This window comes from Actinoallomurus sp. NBC_01490, assembly GCF_036227085.1.
Classification (GTDB): Bacteria; Actinomycetota; Actinomycetes; order Streptosporangiales; family Streptosporangiaceae; genus Actinoallomurus; species Actinoallomurus oryzae.
Genome location: NZ_CP109433.1, coordinates 9,377,418 through 9,395,134 on the forward strand (window position 1 = coordinate 9,377,418; position 17,717 = coordinate 9,395,134).

19 protein-coding genes are annotated in these 17,717 nt (G+C 70.0%); 9 read left to right on the forward strand and 10 right to left on the reverse strand.

Going from position 1 to position 17,717, the window contains the following annotated elements; translation table 11 throughout:
- Window positions 1-27 precede the first annotated feature (27 nt).
- The gene (locus OG417_RS42985) at window positions 28-696 is read left to right on the forward strand and encodes a class I SAM-dependent methyltransferase (RefSeq protein WP_329241834.1); all 669 of its coding nucleotides are present in this window, start codon (window positions 28-30) and stop codon (window positions 694-696) included.
- Window positions 697-1,192: 496 nt separating this feature from the next.
- Complete coding sequence (locus tag OG417_RS42990) at window positions 1,193-2,944, forward strand: NAD(P)/FAD-dependent oxidoreductase (RefSeq protein WP_329241836.1); 1,752 nt, start codon at window positions 1,193-1,195, stop codon at window positions 2,942-2,944.
- Between the two features lie 227 nt (window positions 2,945-3,171).
- On the opposite strand, the gene OG417_RS42995 is transcribed toward OG417_RS42990, so the two are convergent.
- The 5 genes from OG417_RS42995 to fdxA all read right to left on the reverse strand — a co-directional run bounded on the left by OG417_RS42995 (window position 3,172) and on the right by fdxA (window position 7,688).
- Complete coding sequence (locus tag OG417_RS42995; RefSeq protein WP_329241839.1) at window positions 3,172-4,002, reverse strand: methyltransferase domain-containing protein; 831 nt, start codon at window positions 4,000-4,002, stop codon at window positions 3,172-3,174.
- Window positions 4,003-4,494: 492 nt separating this feature from the next.
- The gene (locus OG417_RS43000; RefSeq protein WP_329241843.1) at window positions 4,495-4,806 is read right to left on the reverse strand and encodes an antibiotic biosynthesis monooxygenase; all 312 of its coding nucleotides are present in this window, start codon (window positions 4,804-4,806) and stop codon (window positions 4,495-4,497) included.
- Between the two features lie 71 nt (window positions 4,807-4,877).
- Window positions 4,878-6,020, reverse strand: coding sequence for an acyl-CoA dehydrogenase family protein (locus OG417_RS43005; protein ID WP_329241846.1), 1,143 nt, complete (start codon window positions 6,018-6,020; stop codon window positions 4,878-4,880).
- 187 nt (window positions 6,021-6,207) lie between these two features.
- On the reverse strand, window positions 6,208-7,290 hold the full coding sequence (dapC, locus tag OG417_RS43010; protein WP_329262998.1) for a succinyldiaminopimelate transaminase: 1,083 nt from the start codon (window positions 7,288-7,290) through the stop codon (window positions 6,208-6,210).
- Between the two features lie 71 nt (window positions 7,291-7,361).
- Entirely contained in the window at window positions 7,362-7,688 is a 327-nt protein-coding gene (fdxA, locus tag OG417_RS43015) for a ferredoxin (RefSeq protein WP_329241848.1), read from the reverse strand.
- Between the two features lie 19 nt (window positions 7,689-7,707).
- Here fdxA and OG417_RS54645 point away from each other — a divergent pair, with 19 nt between their 5' ends.
- Entirely contained in the window at window positions 7,708-8,049 is a 342-nt protein-coding gene (locus OG417_RS54645; protein ID WP_442875611.1) for a putative acetyltransferase, read from the forward strand.
- Between the two features lie 58 nt (window positions 8,050-8,107).
- Here the strand turns inward: OG417_RS54645 and OG417_RS43020 are convergent, their stop codons facing one another.
- From OG417_RS43020 to OG417_RS43030, 3 genes are all read right to left on the reverse strand, one after another.
- Window positions 8,108-8,995 carry an enoyl-CoA hydratase-related protein gene (locus OG417_RS43020; RefSeq protein ID WP_329241851.1) on the reverse strand — a complete coding sequence of 296 codons (888 nt, stop codon included), beginning with the start codon at window positions 8,993-8,995 and terminating at the stop codon, window positions 8,108-8,110.
- Between the two features lie 132 nt (window positions 8,996-9,127).
- Complete coding sequence (locus OG417_RS43025; RefSeq protein WP_329241854.1) at window positions 9,128-10,084, reverse strand: hypothetical protein; 957 nt, start codon at window positions 10,082-10,084, stop codon at window positions 9,128-9,130.
- 90 nt (window positions 10,085-10,174) lie between these two features.
- Window positions 10,175-11,092, reverse strand: coding sequence for a hypothetical protein (locus tag OG417_RS43030; protein WP_329241857.1), 918 nt, complete (start codon window positions 11,090-11,092; stop codon window positions 10,175-10,177).
- 182 nt (window positions 11,093-11,274) lie between these two features.
- Here OG417_RS43030 and OG417_RS43035 point away from each other — a divergent pair, with 182 nt between their 5' ends.
- The 5 genes from OG417_RS43035 (at window position 11,275) to OG417_RS43055 (ending at window position 15,761) form a co-directional block, all read left to right on the forward strand.
- Window positions 11,275-12,024 carry a class I SAM-dependent methyltransferase gene (locus OG417_RS43035; protein ID WP_329241860.1) on the forward strand — a complete coding sequence of 250 codons (750 nt, stop codon included), beginning with the start codon at window positions 11,275-11,277 and terminating at the stop codon, window positions 12,022-12,024.
- Window positions 12,025-12,038: 14 nt separating this feature from the next.
- Window positions 12,039-12,659: a hypothetical protein gene (locus tag OG417_RS43040; RefSeq protein WP_329241863.1), complete on the forward strand. Its 621-nt coding sequence runs from the start codon at window positions 12,039-12,041 to the stop codon at window positions 12,657-12,659.
- Between the two features lie 149 nt (window positions 12,660-12,808).
- Entirely contained in the window at window positions 12,809-13,357 is a 549-nt protein-coding gene (locus OG417_RS43045) for a hypothetical protein (protein ID WP_329241866.1), read from the forward strand.
- Entirely contained in the window at window positions 13,351-14,088 is a 738-nt protein-coding gene (locus OG417_RS43050; RefSeq protein WP_329241868.1) for a hypothetical protein, read from the forward strand. Before OG417_RS43045 ends, OG417_RS43050 begins: the two co-directional genes overlap by 7 nt.
- Window positions 14,085-15,761, forward strand: coding sequence for a serine/threonine-protein kinase (locus tag OG417_RS43055; RefSeq protein ID WP_329241872.1), 1,677 nt, complete (start codon window positions 14,085-14,087; stop codon window positions 15,759-15,761). The genes OG417_RS43050 and OG417_RS43055 overlap by 4 nt, the downstream gene beginning before the upstream one ends.
- Here OG417_RS43055 and rraA read toward each other — a convergent pair.
- Together rraA and OG417_RS43065 are read right to left on the reverse strand one after the other, a co-directional pair.
- Window positions 15,758-16,237: a ribonuclease E activity regulator RraA gene (gene rraA / locus OG417_RS43060; RefSeq protein WP_329241876.1), complete on the reverse strand. Its 480-nt coding sequence runs from the start codon at window positions 16,235-16,237 to the stop codon at window positions 15,758-15,760. The genes OG417_RS43055 and rraA overlap by 4 nt on opposite strands.
- A gap of 9 nt (window positions 16,238-16,246) precedes the next feature.
- Window positions 16,247-16,702, reverse strand: a complete 456-nt coding sequence (locus OG417_RS43065) for an Lrp/AsnC family transcriptional regulator (protein ID WP_329241879.1) — start codon at window positions 16,700-16,702, stop codon at window positions 16,247-16,249.
- Between the two features lie 113 nt (window positions 16,703-16,815).
- Between OG417_RS43065 and ddaH the strand changes: the two genes are divergently transcribed.
- Entirely contained in the window at window positions 16,816-17,691 is an 876-nt protein-coding gene (gene ddaH, locus OG417_RS43070) for a dimethylargininase (RefSeq protein ID WP_329241882.1), read from the forward strand.
- Window positions 17,692-17,717: the final 26 nt, after the last annotated feature.

Genomic DNA, 17,717 nt, shown 5'->3' on the forward strand with positions numbered 1-17,717 from the left:
TTCTCCGCCACTCGATCGGGAGGTCTCGTGAGCGACGGCCACACCGCCAACCGCCTCGCGGTGGAGTCTCTGGCGGCCGGTGATCCGACCGGCTGGTTCGAGCCCCTGTACGCCGCCGCGTCCCTGGGGCGGACGTCGGTGCCGTGGGACCGCGGCGGTCCGCAGCCGCTGCTCGTGAACTGGGCGCGGGAGGAGAACCTCTCCTGCGCCGGCCGGCGGGCGGTCGTGATCGGCTGCGGGCTCGGCGACGACGCGGAGTTCGTCGCGGGTCTCGGGTTCGACACGGTGGCCTTCGACCTGTCCGCCAGCGCGATCCGGATGGCACGGCACCGCTTCCCTCGGTCCGATGTCCGCTACGTCCAGGCGGACCTGCTGGACCCGCCGGCCACCTGGCCGGGCGCTTTCGACCTGGTGATCGAGGTGCAGACCGTCCAGGCACTGCCCGATCCGGAGCGCGGCCGTGCCATCTCCGCGGTATCCGGGCTGACGGCACCGGGCGGCACGCTCGTCGTCGTCACGGCGGCGGCCGAGACGACGGAACCCAAGAGCCCGGTTCCACCATGGCCGCTGACCCGCGCCGAGATCGAGGCGTTCGCGACCGGCGGGCTCGTCCGTGAGCGGCTGGACGACGTCCGCCACCCGGCCGGTCCGGGCGGGGGGCGTTTCTGGCTCGCGGTCTTCCGGTCGGACCTCTGACGCACGCCGCAGGACCGGCGAGGATGAGCCGTACCCGGCCGCGAGAATGAGACGGCCGACTCTGATAGGCCTCGTCGCGGATTACGAATTGAAAATTCAACCGGATACGGACCGAAAACGGCGTACGGTCGGCGACAGAAACCCTCCTCCTACGGTAAGCGCACAACTCAGCAACGACGAAGAAGACAGCCGGTTCCGGCTCATGCATGCTCGGTAATTGCTGGACGACCCTGCCAGGAGGAGGGGTGCGGGCACGGAATCCTCCGGCCGCCTCGCCTCGAGACCCGGGGAGGAGAACGTGCGCGTGCGCGAGATTCCGTACGAGGCCGGCCACGGCACTCGCCTGCTCAGTACGGGATGAGTTTTCTCCAGGCTCACCTTTATGGCGGGTTCGCCCTTGTCCATTGCCGTCCTGAATCCTTGGCTCAGCCAATCAGAGAGGTCCCTTGTGGCTACTCAAAAGGAAACGGTAGAGCGCACACACGCCGATGTCTGTGTGATCGGTTCCGGTATCGTCGGGCTGATCAATGCCATCGCCCTCACCAAACGCGGTCTGTCGGTGGTGTGCATCGACCAGCCGACGGAGAAGCAGCTTTCCAGCTACAAGGTCGGCGAGTCCCTGCTCATCTTCTCCAATGCCTTCCTGCGAACTCTCGGGGACCTGGACGACCGTCTCAACGAGTCCTTCGAGAAAGAGGGCTTCTGGATGGTCCACGGCCTGGAGGGCCGCAGCAGCTTCGACTCCTCCGTCTCCGAGTGGGGCTTCGAGAGCCACATCCCGCAGAGCTGGATCGACAAGTTCCACGATCCTCTCTTCCCACGGGCCCTCTTCAAGGACGCGCAGATCGTCCGGCCCGAGGTCGAGGCCGAGCTCCGCGACCGCGCACGGCGCACGCCGGGACTCGACCTGAACGAACGGGGACTGGTCCGCGACGTGCAGCTGGGTGAGGACGGCGATGACCACCTGCTGCACTGGAGCTCCCGCGACAAGCGAGAGAGCGGCGAGATCGCCGCCCGCTGGGTGGTGGACTGCTCCGGCCGTAACCGGCTGCTGGCGCGAAAGTTCGGCCACACCCTGCCGCTGGACGATGACTTCAGGACCACGGCCGCCTGGGCGCAGTTCTCCGGCTGCACCAGCGACCTCTTCGACGACCGGTGGAACTACACCTTCCCCGACGGGGTCGTCGCGCGCCGCGACCACAACACCATGCACCTGTGGGGCGACGGCTACTGGATCTGGCTCATCAGGCTCGCCGGAGACCGGATCAGCGTCGGTGTCACCTACCACCGCGGCCGTCCTCCGGAGGAGGGCAACGCCCGCGAGGTCTTCTGGAAGGTGCTGCGCCGCTACCCGCTGCTGGACTGGCTCAGCGAGGACAACGTCCTGGAGTTCAGCGCTTACCGCGACGTCCAGCACCTGACCGACACGTTCGTCTCGCCACGCCGCTACGCCATGGTGGGCGACGCCTCCTCGATCATCGATGCGTTCTACAGCCAGGGCATCTCACTGTCGATGACGACGTCCTGGCACATCGCCAACATCGCCGAGCAGGACGTCAAACAGGACCGGCTCGACACCGACTACATCGACCACGTCAACCGGGCCGTCACGGCGGACTGGCGGATCATGCGGTCGATGGTGAAATCGAAGTACAGTCCGGCCATCGCCGACAGCCGCTTCTTCATCCTCGATCACATGCTCGACTACATGATCTTCGGGGCGACGCTGCTGGGCAGGTTCCGTGCGGTCCGCTGGCTGCTGGAGACGGACGGCGGCTACTCGGACCGGGAGACGCAGGAGCAGATCCGGCTCCGCACCAACCTGACCCGGCGGCTGTACCTGTCGCAGTCGGCTCCGTGGCACCGCGTGGATCCGCATCGGGTCGCCGGCATCATCGAGGCGTGGCACCGAGGCCTGGAGCGGCGGGCCCGGTGGCGCCTTGACAACGGCGTCGAGCTGCCGCCGACCAAGGCGGCCATGCGCGCGTACTCCGCGCTGCCGGGACTGTGGAAGCTGCCGCGCGTCCACCGCATGGAACAGGCCGACCTCAGCCTCGCGGCCACCAAAGAACCGGAGTTCGTGGCGGCCACGGGCAAGGAGTACCGACCGCCGGTCATGGCGGTCAACGGCACGATCCTGCTCACGCTCACGGCGGTGAGCACTCTGTGGGACATGGCCGACACCCGGGTGCGCAAACTGCGTAAGGGACTGCGGCTGCGGCAGCGCAGGCGGTACGCCACCAGGTGACCGATCCCCGCCCCGACGCGGACTCCCGGACAGGCGCGAAGGGCCCCCACGCGGGGCCTGGCGCCGCTACTCCGGGGGTTCGGGGGCGGTATCACCCGGTCGCCGGCCGGGTGAGCGGAGTCTGCTCTCCCGGCCGGATCCTGACGCACTGAGCCGCCGGCAAGGCGAGCCTTGCCGGCGGCTCAGTGGCGGGCGGGTCAGTGCCGGACGGCTCAGTGGCGGACGGCTCAGCCGCGGATCGCGGTGGCGTAGATGTACCCGATCTCATGCGTCCGGGAAGCGGTACGCATGAAGGCGATGAGCGCGTCGGCCTGCTCGGCACCGACGAGGTCCACGAGCTCGTCTCGCTTGGCCTCCACAGCACGAGCCATGGCCATGCCGGTGCGAGGCATGACGTGGTCTCCGATGTCACGAACCCGCACGTCCACGAAGCCCTGAGCCTTCAGCCACTGCTCGTACCGATCAACGGTCTCCAGCGTGTGCAGGGCGAAGAGACGGCAGATGGCGTCGACGTCGCCCTGCCGCTCCGGAGCGACGGGGTCGCGCCGGATGACGTCCACGATCGCCAGCCGGCCACCGGGGCGCAGCACACGGGCGGTCTCCGACAGCATGCGCTCGCAGTCGTCCATATGCGCCATCGACTCGATCGCCCATGCCGCGTCGAAGGACGCGTCGACGAACGGCATATCGGCGGCGTCGGCGTACTGGAACGTCGCGCGATCGGACATGCCCTCTCTTCCGGCGCGAGCCGTGGCCTCGGCCACCTGCACCTGGCTCACGGTGATGCCGTGCACACTGACCTTGTGGGCGTTCAGCAGGCGCATGGCCGGATTGCCGATGCCGCAGCCGATATCGAGAATGTGCTGACCCGGCCGGGGGGCGACGCCTTCCATCACCATATCCGTGAGACGGTTGGTGGCCTCTTCTACGGTGCTCGCGTCGTTGTCGTCGTCCCAGTATCCGAAGTGCAGGTCGGGGCCCCATGTGGCGGCGACGACCTGAGCGACCCCGTCATAGAGCGCCGCCACATCGCTGGTGAGCCCCTGGCTCGGCATCATTTGAATCCTCCTGACCATCGGCGACTGAAGTGGTACGCGTCAGCCGCTGGGCCGACTCTTCCCGCCGATGGTGCTCTACCGGCCGCCCCGTGTCGCCTTCCAAATTGCCGGGCCCGGCGTCGAGCCCGGCGGAAGAGAGCCGGCGGGGTGCTACGGGCGCGCTGACGGCACGCTCGTAACACCCCGCCGGAGCGGCGGCCGCCGCTCCGTGACCGCCCCTCCACTGCGGTGTCAGGCAACGCCGGGCCACCCGCCGACTCGCCCGGCGCCCACCGCGCACGCGAAACCCGTGCACGGCCGCACGACTTCGGACCAGACCCGCCGGACGCCACCGCGCAGGCGAAACCCGTACACGGCCGCACGACTTCGGACCAGACCCGCCGGACGCCACCGCGCAGGCGAAACCCGTACACGGCCGCACGACTTCGGCTCAGACCCGCCGGACGCCACCGCGCAGGCGACGAAACCCGTACACGGCCGCGCGGCTTCGGCTCAGACGCGCTGAGCGACCTCGACGGCCTCTCCCGAGACGTCGCTGATCAGCGCGAACGCCGCCGCCACCTCAGGAATGCTCTGGGCGTTCTGCTGCGCCGTCCGCAGTTGTTCGGCGGTGTCCCACCGCCAGACGACCGCCCACGTCTGGTCATCGACCCGGCCGAGTTCCGCCTCCCTGGGCCCGGAGGCGACCGGACGCAGAGCCGACACCAGGCTGTCGTGCTTCGCCTTCAGCTCCTCGATGTTCGCGGGATCGACCTTGAAACGGGTGACGACGACGACTTCGCCCTTAGATGCTTCAGCGCTCATGTCAACAAGCTTGTCGGCAGCCCCGCACAGATCACGCACAGACCACGCACAGCAGGAAGGCCCAGGCCGGCCTACAGGCCGAGGCTCCGGCCGATGATCTCCTTCATGATCTCGGTCGTGCCGCCGAAGATCGTCTGGATGCGGGAGTCGAGGTAGGCCTTGGCGATCGGGTACTCCGTCATGTAGCCGTAGCCGCCGTGCAGTTGCAGGCAGCGGTCCACGACGCGGTTGCACAGCTCGGTGTTCCACCACTTGAGCATCGAGGCCTCCTCGGTGCTCAGCCGGTCCGCGACGTGCTCGGTCACGCAGCGGTCGGTGAACGCCCGGGCCACCGACAGCTCGGTCTTCATCTCCGCCAGCGTGAATCGGTTGTGCTGGAACCGCCCGATGGGCCGGCCGAACGCCTCGCGGTTGCGGCAGTACTCCAGCGTCTCCTCGAACGCCTTCTCCGCGCCGGCGAGCGCGGTGACGCCGATGGCGACCCGTTCGCGCGGGAGGTTCTGCATCAGGTAGACGAAGCCCTCGCCCTCCTCACCGAGGAGGTTCGCCTTGGGGACCCGTACGTTCTCGAAGTACAGCTCGGCCGTGTCCTGGGCGTGCAGGCCGATCTTGTCCAGGTTGCGGCCCCGCTCGAAACCGATCATGCCGCGCTCGACCACGAGCAGGCTGATGCCCTTGTGACCGGCCTCGGGGTCCGTACGGGCGACGACGATGACCAGGTCGGACAGGATCCCGTTGGTAATGAAGGTCTTCTGCCCGTTGAGGATGTAGTCGTCGCCGTCCTTGACCGCGGTCGTCCGGATGCCCTGCAGGTCCGAGCCGGCGGCGGGCTCGGTCATGGCGATCGCGGTGATGATCTCACCGGAGCAGTAGCCGGGGAGCCAGCGCTGCTTCTGCTCATCGGTGGCGAGGCGGCTCAGGTAGCCGCCGTTGATGTCGTTGTGCACCGCGAAACCCGGGCCGTGAACCCCCGCGCGGGCCAGTTCCTCACCCATGACCACGTAGTAGCGGTAGTCACGCTCGCCGCCACCGCCGTACCGCTCGTCGATGTCGATGCCGAGCAGGCCCTGGCGTCCGGCGGCGAGCCACACGTCGCGGGAGACGACACCGTCCTTCTCCCACTGCTCGTGGAAGGGCGCGACCTCCTTCGCGATGAAGGACCGCACGGTGTCGCGGAAGGCCTCGTGTTCTTCGGTGAAGATCTCGCGCTGCATACGTTGCGCTCCTCGACGGCGGTGTAAGTAGAACCTTATTCGGTTCTATGAAACACCATGAGGCCCGGGCGCGCACAGCCCGGCACAGCCGATCTACCCAAGGTCACGGCATGAGATACGTCTCTTCGCGATCAGAGACCGCCCGGAATCCTCGCCCGTAGCAGGGCATGGGGTTCCAGGCGGTCTCTCAGCCCGCGAGGCGCGCGACGGCGGCGGCGACCCGCTCGTCCGTCGCGGTGAACGCCGCGCGTACGTGACGCGCTCCCCGCGCGCCGTAGAACTCGCCCGGCGCGACGAGGATGCCGAGCTCGGAAAGCGTCTTCACGGTGTCCCAGCACGGCTCGTCGCGGGTCAGCCAGAGGTACAGGCCACCCTCGGAGTGATCGACGCGGAAGCCGTGCGCCTCGAAGGCGGTGCGCAGGGACTCGCGACGTCGTGCGTAGCGCGCCCGTTGCTCCTCGACGTGCTCGTCGTCCTCGAGCGCGACCGTCATCGCGGCCTGCACCGGCGCCGGCATGATCATCCCGGCGTGCTTGCGGATCTCGAGAAGTTCCTTGACGAGTGTCGGGTCGCCGGCGACAAAGCCCGCGCGGTAGCCCGCCAGGTTGGATCGCTTGGACAGCGAGTGCACGGCGAGCAGGCCGGTGTGGTCGTCGCCGCAGATGTCCGAGCGCAGGACGGAGACCGGCTCGGCCTCCCAGCCGAGCTCGGCGTAGCACTCGTCGCTGATGAGGATCACGCCGCGCTCGCGGGCCCACCCGACGACCTTGCGGAGATGCTCGGCGGGGAGCACCTGGCCGGTCGGGTTGGACGGCGAGTTGATCCAGAGGATCTTCGGGGTCTGCGGCCCGAGGCCGAGCAGCCCGTCGACCGCCAGCGACGTGGCCCCGGCGAGGCGCGCGCCGACGTCGTACGTCGGGTAGGCGAGGCCGGGGATCGCCACGGTGTCGCCGGCTCCGGCGCCGAGCAGCGTCGGCAGCCACGCGACGAGCTCCTTGGTGCCGATGACCGGCAGGATCGCGGCGGGGTCGGCGGCCACCCCGAGCCGGCGCGCGAGCCAGCCCGCCGCGGCCTCACGCAACGCGGGAGTGCCGTAGGTCGCGGGGTAGCCGGGCGCGTCGGCGGCCTCGGCCAGCGCCCGGCGTACGAGCTGGGGGGTGGGGTCGACCGGCGTGCCGATCGACAGATCGACGATGCCGTCCGGGTGTTGCTGCGCCTGGTCCTTGTACGGGGCCAGCAGGTCCCACGGGAAGTCCGGCAGCGTCTTGATCATGCGTCTCCCAGCCGTGCGCGCCGTCCGTCCGGCAGGGACGGACGGCGCACGGACATTCTCATCCGAACTCAGGCTTCGTCTCCCTGCGGCGGCAGTACCGCCACGATCGGGTGGTCCTTGTCGATCTTGCCGACCTTGGACGCACCGCCCGGCGAACCGAGATCGTCGAAGAACTCCACGTTGGCCTTGTAGAAGTCCTTCCACTGGTCCGGCGTGTCGTCTTCGTAGAAGATCGCCTCGACCGGGCAGACCGGCTCACATGCGCCGCAGTCGACGCATTCGTCCGGGTGAATGTAGAGCATGCGCTTGCCCTCGTAGATGCAGTCGACGGGGCACTCTTCGATGCATGCCTTGTCGAGCACGTCCACGCAAGGCTGCGCGATGACGTAGGTCACGTCGTACTCCTCAACGTCTGTGGCCGTCGCCACGGCTCGCAGCGGTTCCTTGCCTAGTATTGCCGTTATCAGTCAACCGTTTCGACATGGGGGGCGTCACATCGGACCGCGTTTCTCCGCCCGGTACGTCGTTTCGGTATCCCCCTCCGACGTCGGGCGACGTGTGTCGCTCCGTCGACGGCTGCCTAACGGAGCGTACAGCGACGTGCTCGGAGACCTGCAGGCGTGGTCCCAGGGCGAGCTCACGGTGCGCCGCCGGGACGGCTCCGTCGTCACGGTGACCGAAACCGAACTCGTGGCGGGCAAAGTCGTTCCGCCTCCTCCCCCGCGTCGCAGGCCGTCACGGAACCCCGGCGGTTGAACACCCGGCCGCGGCGCCTTCCCATCTCCTGGGATACCACCGCTCGCCAGAGGATCGCTCAAGCCGCTCCGGTCGGGTCGGGACCCGGCCAGACGGGAACGTCGCCGGGCAGATCCCGGCCGACCCTCATGGGGAACTCGGCCGGGCGCTTCTCCAGGAACGCGGTGACCCCCTCGGCGGCGTCGGGCGCCGCGCCGAACGCGCGCATCAGCAGCGAGTCGGCGCGGTGGGCGTCCCAGGGGGAGGAAGCGCTGAGCCCGGACCACATCAGGCGGCGCACGGCGGCGACCGCGACGGCCGACGTGTTGGCGGCGATCTCTCCGGCCAGTTCGTAGGCGGCGTCGAGGAGGCCCTCGGCGGGGTAGAGCCGGGAGACGAGGCGGCCGCGCAGCGCCTCGTCGGCGTCGAAGACGCGGCCGGTCACCGACCATTCCATGGCCTGGGCGATGCCGACGAGCCGGGGCAGGAACCAGCTCGACGCGGCCTCGGTGACGATGCCGCGCCGGGCGAAGACGAAGCCGAACCGGGCGCCGTCGGCCGCGAGCCTGACGTCCATCGGCAGCGTCATCGTGACGCCGACGCCCACGGCCGGGCCGTTGATCGCCGCGATGACCGGCTTGAGCGACCGCGCGATGCGCAGGGCGACCGTGCCGCCCCCGTCCCGCGGGACGCCGTCCGCGAACACCTCACGCTCACCGGGAACGTCCTTGACCGCGTCGTGGTCGAACGTGCCCGCGCCGCGCTCGAGGTCGGCACCGGCGCAGAAGGCGCGCCCGCGCCCGGTGACCACGACCGCCCGAACGTCGTCATCGGCGTCGGCCCGGTCGAACGCGTCGATCAACTCGCCTCGCATCACGTAGGTGAACGCGTTGAGCCGTTCCGGCCGGTCGAGAGTGATCGTGGCGACCCGGTCGGCGACGGAGTACTCGATCTCGGTGTACGACACTGCTGCTCCCTGCTCGTGACGTGATCGCGCCCACCACACCGGCCGGCACCGGCGGCCGATGGTGAACCGGATTCTAGAAGCCGATACGCAAGCCTGACATGAGCGGACCGCCCCCGCATCGGAAGAGGTGGTTCACGCCTTGTTCTGCGCGGGGTGGGGCCATGGGGCGTCCTCATCGGCGGGGCAGCCCACCAGCGGAGGCATGGCCGGGACGAGCACCTGTCGGCTCCAGGCCGCGCGGGTGCCCGGATAGTCCTCCGGCGGCATGACCTTGAGGGTGCCGCGCGAGACGGGGACCAGGCGGGCCGTGATCGGGCGGCCGTCGACGAACGGCGTGGCGCCCCAGAACGTCCAGAAGTCCTCCGGATCGATCTCGGGGTGGTCGTCGAGCGGACGGGTGGGCTTTCCGGGGTGCAGGCGGGCCCACCGCCACTGGTCGGTGAGCAGGCGGCACGCCAGGGAGCGCAGCAGGCTGAGGGCCGGCAGGTCGTGCGCGCAGGCGATGTCGTCGATCACCAGGTCGGGCAGGCCGAACCGCCGCAGGCCGAGCAGCGTGATCCGCAGGCAGGAGCAGGACTCCGCACCGTCGAGGTCGTCCTGGTGCGCGGAACGGGCCGACGTGTCGTCGACGTCGTAACGCGTGCCGAACCACTGATCGCCCATCCGGAACCAGCCGCGCTCCGTCCGGGCGAGGCCGTCGCGGAGGACGACCTGACGGGCCTGAGGATCGATGAGGACACCGTCGGTGGCGTCGGCGATCGCCCGGGCCACCGCGCGTGCGGTCTGCTCGCCGAAGGGCTGGTCGACGGTCGCTGCCCGGTGGACGACCAGGACCTGATGTGTCGACTCGCGGACTCTCCGGCGGTCGTCGTCGGAGGCCAGGAGGTCGTCCAGGCGCCACGTCGCCTCGTCCGCGCCGATGGTGAAGACGCCCAGCCGGGGTGATCTCAGCGCCTCGGCGGCAGCGGCGCGAAACGGCTCGGGCACACGCCACGGCACGACCGTGCCCGGGTCGTCGAGCATTCGGCTCGTCGCGATCACGTAATGCGACGTCACCGTCTCCGGAACGGAAAGCACGAGCTGGGGCACTGCTGTCTCCTTCGTCTTCTGGTCGAGGCCGGCGCGACCGTCGCCGCGAGGGCGCCGGCCCGCACCGCCCGAGGGGCACAGAGGCCGCCGTCAGGCGGCCGTCCGGCGGGGAGCCTGGGGGACGTAGGGCATGGCCAGGTCGACCACGTCGTTCCACCACTCGGAGGCCGGAGAGGCGAAGTCGTCCGGTGGCCCGACGGACAGGTAGGGGAGCGTCCTGGGGCCGATCTCGCCGCTCTCGTCCAGCTGGACCTGGACGCGGCCGTCCGCCGTGGGCCTGGGCGCGGCGGCCCAGTAGCGCCAGACGTCGCGGCTCTCGACGCGGGCTCGGCGCGCCAGGCGGCGGGTGCGGGCGCCCGGGTTGCAGGCCAGCCAGTCCCAGTGCTCCGACAGGAGCACGACGGACAGACACCGCAGCAGCGTCACCGCGGCGAAGACGTTGCTCAGCGGGACCGCTCGCGCCTCCAGCTCCGGCAGGGCGAAGCGGTGCAGGCCCGCGGTCGCCAGGCTCAGGCCGCCGTCGCGGGCACCGGTGCCGTCGTCGTGCCCGCCTCCGGTGATGAACGTCGCCAGCCAGTCGTCGGCCAGGCAGAACTCCGGGTGCTCCGCACCGTGGCGGAAGTCGTGCGGCAGCACCTGATGGGACCAGGCGTCGTAGATGACGCCCTCGCACGCCTCGGCCACGGCGCGCGCGATGGCGCGCGTGGCCTGACCGTGGCCGGGCTGGGAGACCGGCGGGATGTGGCCCATGACCACCACGTGGTGCGTGAACTTGTGCAGTAACGGGCGGTCGGCCGGGCGCGCCCACGCCGCGCCCTCCATGAGCTCCGCGTAGCCGGAGTCGCCGGCCGGTAGCGTGGAGATCTGGACCAGGGGCGTGCCGAGCAGATCGGCGGCCAACGGCTGGCGCACCCGGGCGCGTGCGGCCGTCACCGGGTCGTGCGGCGGCTGGTCGGTGGCCACGACGAACGGCGTCGCGACCGTCTCGGGAATATCGAGGTCGATCACTGGGGCCTCCCGGTGCAGTCGGTCTGCGAGACAGCCTGGCGTGACCGTGACCGGGCCGGAAGGCGTGTGCGCGGGTTGTGGATAACTTCGTACGGACGCGCTCACGTGACCCGGGTCACTGTCGGCGATCCACGATGCGAGACGTTCCGGCACCTGACCTCTATGTCCGATATGTTTCGCCCATGCGATGGGGCGTGGCGACGTACGACACAGCGTTCGGCTACGTGTCCGCCCACGGCGCGCCGCTGATCGACCTGCTCGACCCCAAGCCCGACGAGCGGGTCATCGATCTCGGCTGCGGCACCGGCACGATGACCGTCGAGATCGCCGCCCGCGGCGCCGAGGTCCTGGGCATCGACGGGTCGGTCGAGATGGTCAACACGGCGCGTTCGGAGCACCCGAACCTGTCGTTCGCGGTCGGCGACGCGCACGACTTCACCACCGGCGAGCAGTACGACGCCGTCGTGTCCAACTCCGCCCTGCACTGGATGACGCGTGACCCGTCCGCGGTGATCTCGCGGGTCAGGGCGGCGCTGCGGCCCGGCGGGCGGTTCGTCGCGGAGATGGGCGGCGCGGGCAACTGCGCGGCGCTGATCACCGCCGTACAGACCGCCTGGCGCGTCTTCGGCCTCCCCGAGCCCGAGCTGCCCTGGTACTTCCCCACTCCCGGCCAGTACGCCGCCCGCCTGGAGGAGGCCGGCTTCACCGTACGGCTCATGGAGTACTTCGACCGCCCGACGCGCCTCGCCGAATGCCCGGACGGCGCGGCCGACTGGGTGCGGCTCTACGCGCCCGAGCTGATCGCGGAGCTGCCTCCCGAGGTCGCCGGGCCGGTGCTGGACCGCGTGAACGAGCTCGCCGCGCCGGCGCTCCGCCGCGAGTCGGGCTGGATGGCCGACTACGTACGACTCCGCTTCGCCGCCGTTGTTTGAACTAAGGTCGTGGTGTGCTGCGGCTGTACGACGGAGAGACGGGGAACGCCGAGGAGATCACGACGGCCCGCCCCGGTGTCGTACGGGTGGCGTGCACCGGCGGGCTGCGGGCGCTGCTGGTCGGTGACCTGATCCGGCGCGTCGCCGACCATCACCGGCTCCGCGCGATCGGCGTCTGGGACGACGTCCCCGGCGCCGCGGACCTGGGCGTACGGCCCGCCGAGCTCACCTCCGGGACGGCCGACGTGCACATCGGGCCGACCGTCGGGCGCTGCTCGCTCGCCTCCGCGGACGGCCTGGACCCGCTGGCCGTACGGCTGGCGCTCCTGCTGCGGCACTACCGGACCGACGTGGACCTGGCCAGGCGAGACCTGGAGGAGGCGGACGCCTCGCTCACCTCGTGGCGGCGCCGGGTCGCCGGCTGGGCGGAGTCGCCCGGACGGCCGCTGAGCCGGGAGTACGTCCGCGAGGCGGTCGCCGCTCTGGACGACGATCTCGACACTCCGGCGATCTTTCCGACGCTTTTCCGGCTGACGGAAGACGACTCCGTACCCCCGGGCGCGAAGTTCGAAACAGTGATCAAGCTTGACATGATCCTCGGGCTTGACCTGGTCGGCCTCGTCGGACGGCTGTAACCCGGGAATAGGTCAAGACCGTTTACCCGGATCCGCCAAAGGTCTTTTCTTACCTCTACGGCCTCAGTAAGCTCAACAGGTAATTTTGCCCTGATGCCAGCGAGAATTTGACCATGCGATTCCGTAAGAGCGTCGGCCCCCTGGTCCTGATGGGTCTGCTGGCGGCCTGCGGAAGCCGCGCGCAAACCGGCGGCTTCCATCCGAACGGTCAAGCCCCCGGCGACGGTGCCTCGGCGGCATCCTCATCCGGCGCCACGGGTGGTGCGACCGCCGGCGACGACGCTCCGGGAGCGGGGGCCCCCGCTCCCAAGACCCCGCAGTCCGCACTCGCCGCGTACCGCGCCTACCAACTCGCCTACGAACGGGCGTATGAGACCAATGACGCCGGCGGGCTCTCCGCGGTCGCCATGGACCCGCTGCTGTCCAAGGTCACCCAGGACATCGGCGCCGTTCGGGCCCAAGGGCTGATCTGGCGTTTCCACAACATTTTGAATCCGCGGGTGCAGGGCAGTTCGAGCGATCTGTCGACCGTGGTGATCCTCGACTGCGTACGCACTCTTGGTTCCTACAAGTACTCGGCGAAGACCGGTAAGCGCCTGACCTCGTGGCGCGGCGGCACGGTCCAGTATCAGGCGGTCATGCGTTACTCCGACGACGTCTGGAAGATCTCCGAAGCGACGGAGGGCGAAAAATGCTGATCAGGCGATTCTCGGCCATCGCGATCCTCATCGCCGGCGCGACGGTCACGTTCGGCATGGCGCCCACGCCGGCAGGCGCCTCCACCTGCGGCGACCTGTGCGTCCATGTGGGCGCGACGAAGCACTACTCCGCTCCTCCCAGCCCCAGCAGGCCGGGCAAGAGCAGCGGTGGAGCGAACGGCAGAACGGCGCCGCCTCCCTGCCCGGGAGCGGTCAACTGCAACACGCTCGGCGCGGGCAACGCGCCGGCGGCCGTTCAGCGGGTACCCACGATCGACGTCGCGTACGACGCGCGCGCCAAGCTCGCCCTGCCCGCGCCGAATGTCCACACGTCACCGGCGGGCAAGACGTACGTCCAGCTCAAGACCGGTCTGTGGGTCGACCCCGATGACTTCGCCCACGAGGAGGCGTCGGCCGCCCTTTTCGGGACGACGGTGACGGCGGTCGCCGACCCCAAGGACATCACCTGGAACATGGGCGAGAGCAGCGTCACCTGTACGACCGCGGGCAGCCGCACCGGGACCGCGTGCGGGTACACCTACCAGCGCTCCTCCGCCGGCCAGCCGAACGGGAAGTACGCCATCTCCGTCACCGTGACCTGGAACATCTACTGGACCTGCCAGGGCGACTGCGACGCCGAGCGCGGCTACTTCCCGGATCGCACCACCTCGATGAAGACCAACGACACCCTGGCGGTCGGTGAGGTGCAGACCGAGTCCCGCCCCGGATGAGCCGCTGGCGGCTGACCGGGTTCGAAGAGCTCCACCAGCTGGGCGCGGGTGCCCAGGGCCGGGTCGTGCTGGCCCGTCGCGTCGCCACGGGCGAGATCGTGGCGATCAAGTATCTGGCGCCCGAGCTCCTGGACCACGCGCGGCATCGGGCGATGTTCCGTGACGAGGTCAACATGCTCGCCCGGGTGGCGGACCCGCACGTGGCGCGGCTTCATGACTACGTCGAGACGTCCCGGGGCGCGGCGATCGTCCTGGAGGCCGTCGACGGCGTCGCCCTGCGCGACGTGCTGAGCCGGAACCCCGGTCCGCTGTCCCCCGAGGCGGCGCTCACCGTTCTCAAGGGGTCGCTGCTGGGACTGGCGGCCGCGCACGCCGTCAACGTGGTCCACCGCGACTACAAACCCGCGAACGTCCTGGTCACCGCCGACGGGAACAGCAAGCTCATCGACTTCGGCATCGCCGTGCTGGCGGGAGAGCGCACGTTCGCCGGAACTCCCGCGTACATGGCCCCCGAGCAGTGGAATCGCGCTCCGGCCACTCCCGCGACGGACGTGTACTCGGCCACGTGTGTCTTCTTCGAGTGCGTCACCGGCGTCCCGCCGTACGCCTCGGGGGACACCACCACGCTCCGGCGCCTGCACGAGGCCGCGCCGATCCCGGCGCAGGCCGTGCCCGAACGGCTGCGTCCGCTCCTCGCCCACGGCATGGCCAAGGACCCCGGCCACCGCCCGCCGGACGCGCGGCGGTTCGTCGACCTGCTGGAGCGGATCGCCACCGACGCGTACGGCCCGGACTGGGAGCGCCGCGGCTGGGTCGCGCTCGGCGCGGCCACGGCCGCTCTCGCCGCCGCCTTCCCGGCCGCCGTGCTCGGGGTGACCTCGGGCCTCACCGGCCTCGCGCACGGCGCCGCCGGGCTCGCCGGGAAGGCCGGAGCGAAGGGCCTGTTCGGGAAGGCCACCGGGATCAAGGTCGGCGGCGGGCTGGTGGCGACGGCGGTCGCCGCGTCAACGATCTACCTGGTCTGGCCCACACCGCAGGTCGGCGGCGCGTCGTCCGGCTCGGTCCACATGACCGTGACCCGGCCGGGTGCGTTCCTGCCGTATCCGGATGCCACGACGGCGGACGGCCCCGTCCTCGACTACGGCTTCACGGTCTCACCGGCACGCGTCCGGCCGGGGCTGCCGGTCCGCGTGACCGAGCGGATCACCACCGTGAGCCCCGGTCCTCCGGACAAGCGCGCGACGGCGCCACGCTGCTACGACCAGATGATCGCGCGGGCGCGGCGCGCCCGCATCCGCAGCTTCAGCTATCTCGTGATCCCGGGGAACCAGCGGGGGAACAACGCCTATGTCTCCTTCTATCCGGACCGGCCCGAGAAGCGGCTGCCGACCGGACGGAGCGTCGACGTGAACGTGGGATTGCAGAAGGATCTCGCGCACGACAGCCACTACGACGCGAGCCACTGCGCGCTCGTCGGGCATCTGACCGCGACCTTCACCCTCACCGTGCCGAAAGACGGCCGCCTACGGCCGGGTGACTATCTGTTCTCCCCGATGGGGCCACCGCGGATCACCGGGATCGACACGAGCGTGAACGGCGAGAACCGGCACGTCGCCCCGGATGCGGCGGGCGCTCAGGCCCAGGGAACGCTGCCGAGGGTCACGATCCTCTAGAGGAGGGCGCGGGAGGCGAGGACGATCCCGTCCTCGTCGCTGTAAAGCCACGCGCCCGGGTGGAAGGCGGCGTCACCGAAGGACACGGTGACGCCCGTCTCGCCCTTGCCCTCCTTGCGGCTCTTGCACGGGTTCGAGCCGAGCGCCTTGACGCCCAGGTCCAGCCCGGCCAAAGCCCGTACGTCGCGGACCGCGCCGTTGATCACTACGCCCGCCCAGCCCTGGGCGACCGCCGAGGCGGCGATCACGTCGCCCATCAGGGCGCGGCGTAGAGAGCCGGCGCCGTCCACCACCAGGACGCGACCCTCGCCCGGGGTCGCCAGCACCCGCTTCACCAGGGCGTTGTCCTCCAGGCAGCGGACCGTCTCGATCGGACCGGCGAAGCGGGACCGCCCCCCGTACGAGCGGAACTGCGTCGAGCAGCCCGTCAGCTCGGACTCGAACTCGTCAACGAGATCAGCGGTCGCGAAGTCCACGCCCGCAGACTACGTGTCCGGGCCACCGGTCGGCCGTCCCAGGAGGCGGGAGAGGACGATCGACGTCTTCGTCTGCACGATGTTCGGTTCGTTGCGCAGCCGTTCGAGGGCCTCCTCCAGCCCCTGGATGTCGTGCGCCCGCAGGTGCACCAGGGCGTTGGCCTCGCCCGTCACCGTGTACGCCGCGACGACCTCCGGGTGCCGCCGGATGCTCGCGTAGATCTCCGCCGGTGACGTGCGGCCCGCGCAGAACAGCTCCACGAACGCCTCCGTCGTCCAGCCCAGCGCCGCCGGATCCACGACCGCCGCATAACCCGTGATCACGCCGTCGTGGCGCATCCGGTCCACGCGCCGCTTGACCGCCGGGGCGGACAGGCCGATCCGGGCGCCGATCTGGGCGAACGACAGGCGGGCGTCCTCCAGCAGGCACGCAACGATTCGCCGATCCAGGTCGTCAAGACGCAACGATCCGCCCCTCTCGCGTCCGATTTCGTTATTGGTCTGCGCTCCAGCGCGACTTTACGCTGCACGTGATGCCTCATGAACACCAAGGGCATCCAGCATTGCCAGGAGACCCAATGACGATGCAGGCCTTTGCCCGTGCCACCACGGGCTTCGCGCCGGAGACGACCGGGCGCCCCTCGGGTCCGTCCGGCCGGCCGGCGCGGACCTACCTGATGTGCCCGCCGGAGCACTTCGCCGTCGAGTACGCCATCAACCCGTGGATGGACCCGTCCACGCCGGTCGACCGGGACCGTGCCATGGCCGAGTGGGAACGGCTGCGCGCGACGTACGTCTCGCTCGGCCACACCGTCCACCTGCTCGAACCGGTCGAGCACCTGCCCGACATGGTCTTCGCCGCGAACGGCGCCATGGTGGTGGGCGGCATGGTGATGGGCGCGCGGTTCCGCCATCCCGAGCGCGACGGGGAGGCGGAGGCGCACCGGCGGTGGTTCGAGAGCCACGGCTACCCGCGGTTCACCCCCGCGGTGCACGTCAACGAGGGCGAGGGGGACTACGTCTACGCCTACCGCGCGATCGTGGCCGGGCACGGCTTCCGTACCGATCCGCGGGCGCACAACGAACTCCACGACGCGTTCGGGCTCCCCGTGGTCAGCGTGGCCCTCGTCGATCCGCGCTTCTACCACCTCGACACCGCGCTGTGCGTGATCGACTCGTTCACCGCGGCGTACTACCCGGGGGCCTTCGACGACGACGGGCTGCTCAAGCTCAAGACGCTGTTCCCCGAACTGATCGAGGCGACCGAGGACGACGCGCTCGCCTTCGGCCTCAACGCGGTCAGCGACGGACGTCACGTGGTCGTCCCTCACGACGCCGCGCAACTTCGGGCCGAACTCACGCAGCGTGACTACGAGGTGATCCCGGTCGAGATGACCGAGCTTCGCAAGGCGGGCGGCGGCCCCAAGTGCTGCACGCTTGAACTCCGCCCGTAAACAGCACCTAACCTGGAAAAACGGAC

Bases quoted from the DNA above. Each gene is read 5' to 3' on its own strand.
- OG417_RS42995 (WP_329241839.1), bottom strand. From the start codon at position 4,002: ATGATGCCGAGCCAGGGGCTCACCAGCGATGTGGCGGCGCTCTATGAC.
- OG417_RS43000 (WP_329241843.1), bottom strand. From the start codon at position 4,806: ATGAGCGCTGAAGCATCTAAGGGCGAAGTCGTCGTCGTCACCCGTTTC.
- OG417_RS43005 (WP_329241846.1), bottom strand. From the start codon at position 6,020: ATGCAGCGCGAGATCTTCACCGAAGAACACGAGGCCTTCCGCGACACC.
- OG417_RS43035 (WP_329241860.1), top strand. From the start codon at position 11,275: ATGCGATGGGGCGTGGCGACGTACGACACAGCGTTCGGCTACGTGTCC.
- OG417_RS43045 (WP_329241866.1), top strand. From the start codon at position 12,809: ATGGGTCTGCTGGCGGCCTGCGGAAGCCGCGCGCAAACCGGCGGCTTC.
- OG417_RS43050 (WP_329241868.1), top strand. From the start codon at position 13,351: ATGCTGATCAGGCGATTCTCGGCCATCGCGATCCTCATCGCCGGCGCG.
- OG417_RS43055 (WP_329241872.1), top strand. From the start codon at position 14,085: ATGAGCCGCTGGCGGCTGACCGGGTTCGAAGAGCTCCACCAGCTGGGC.
- ddaH (WP_329241882.1), top strand. From the start codon at position 16,816: ATGACGATGCAGGCCTTTGCCCGTGCCACCACGGGCTTCGCGCCGGAG.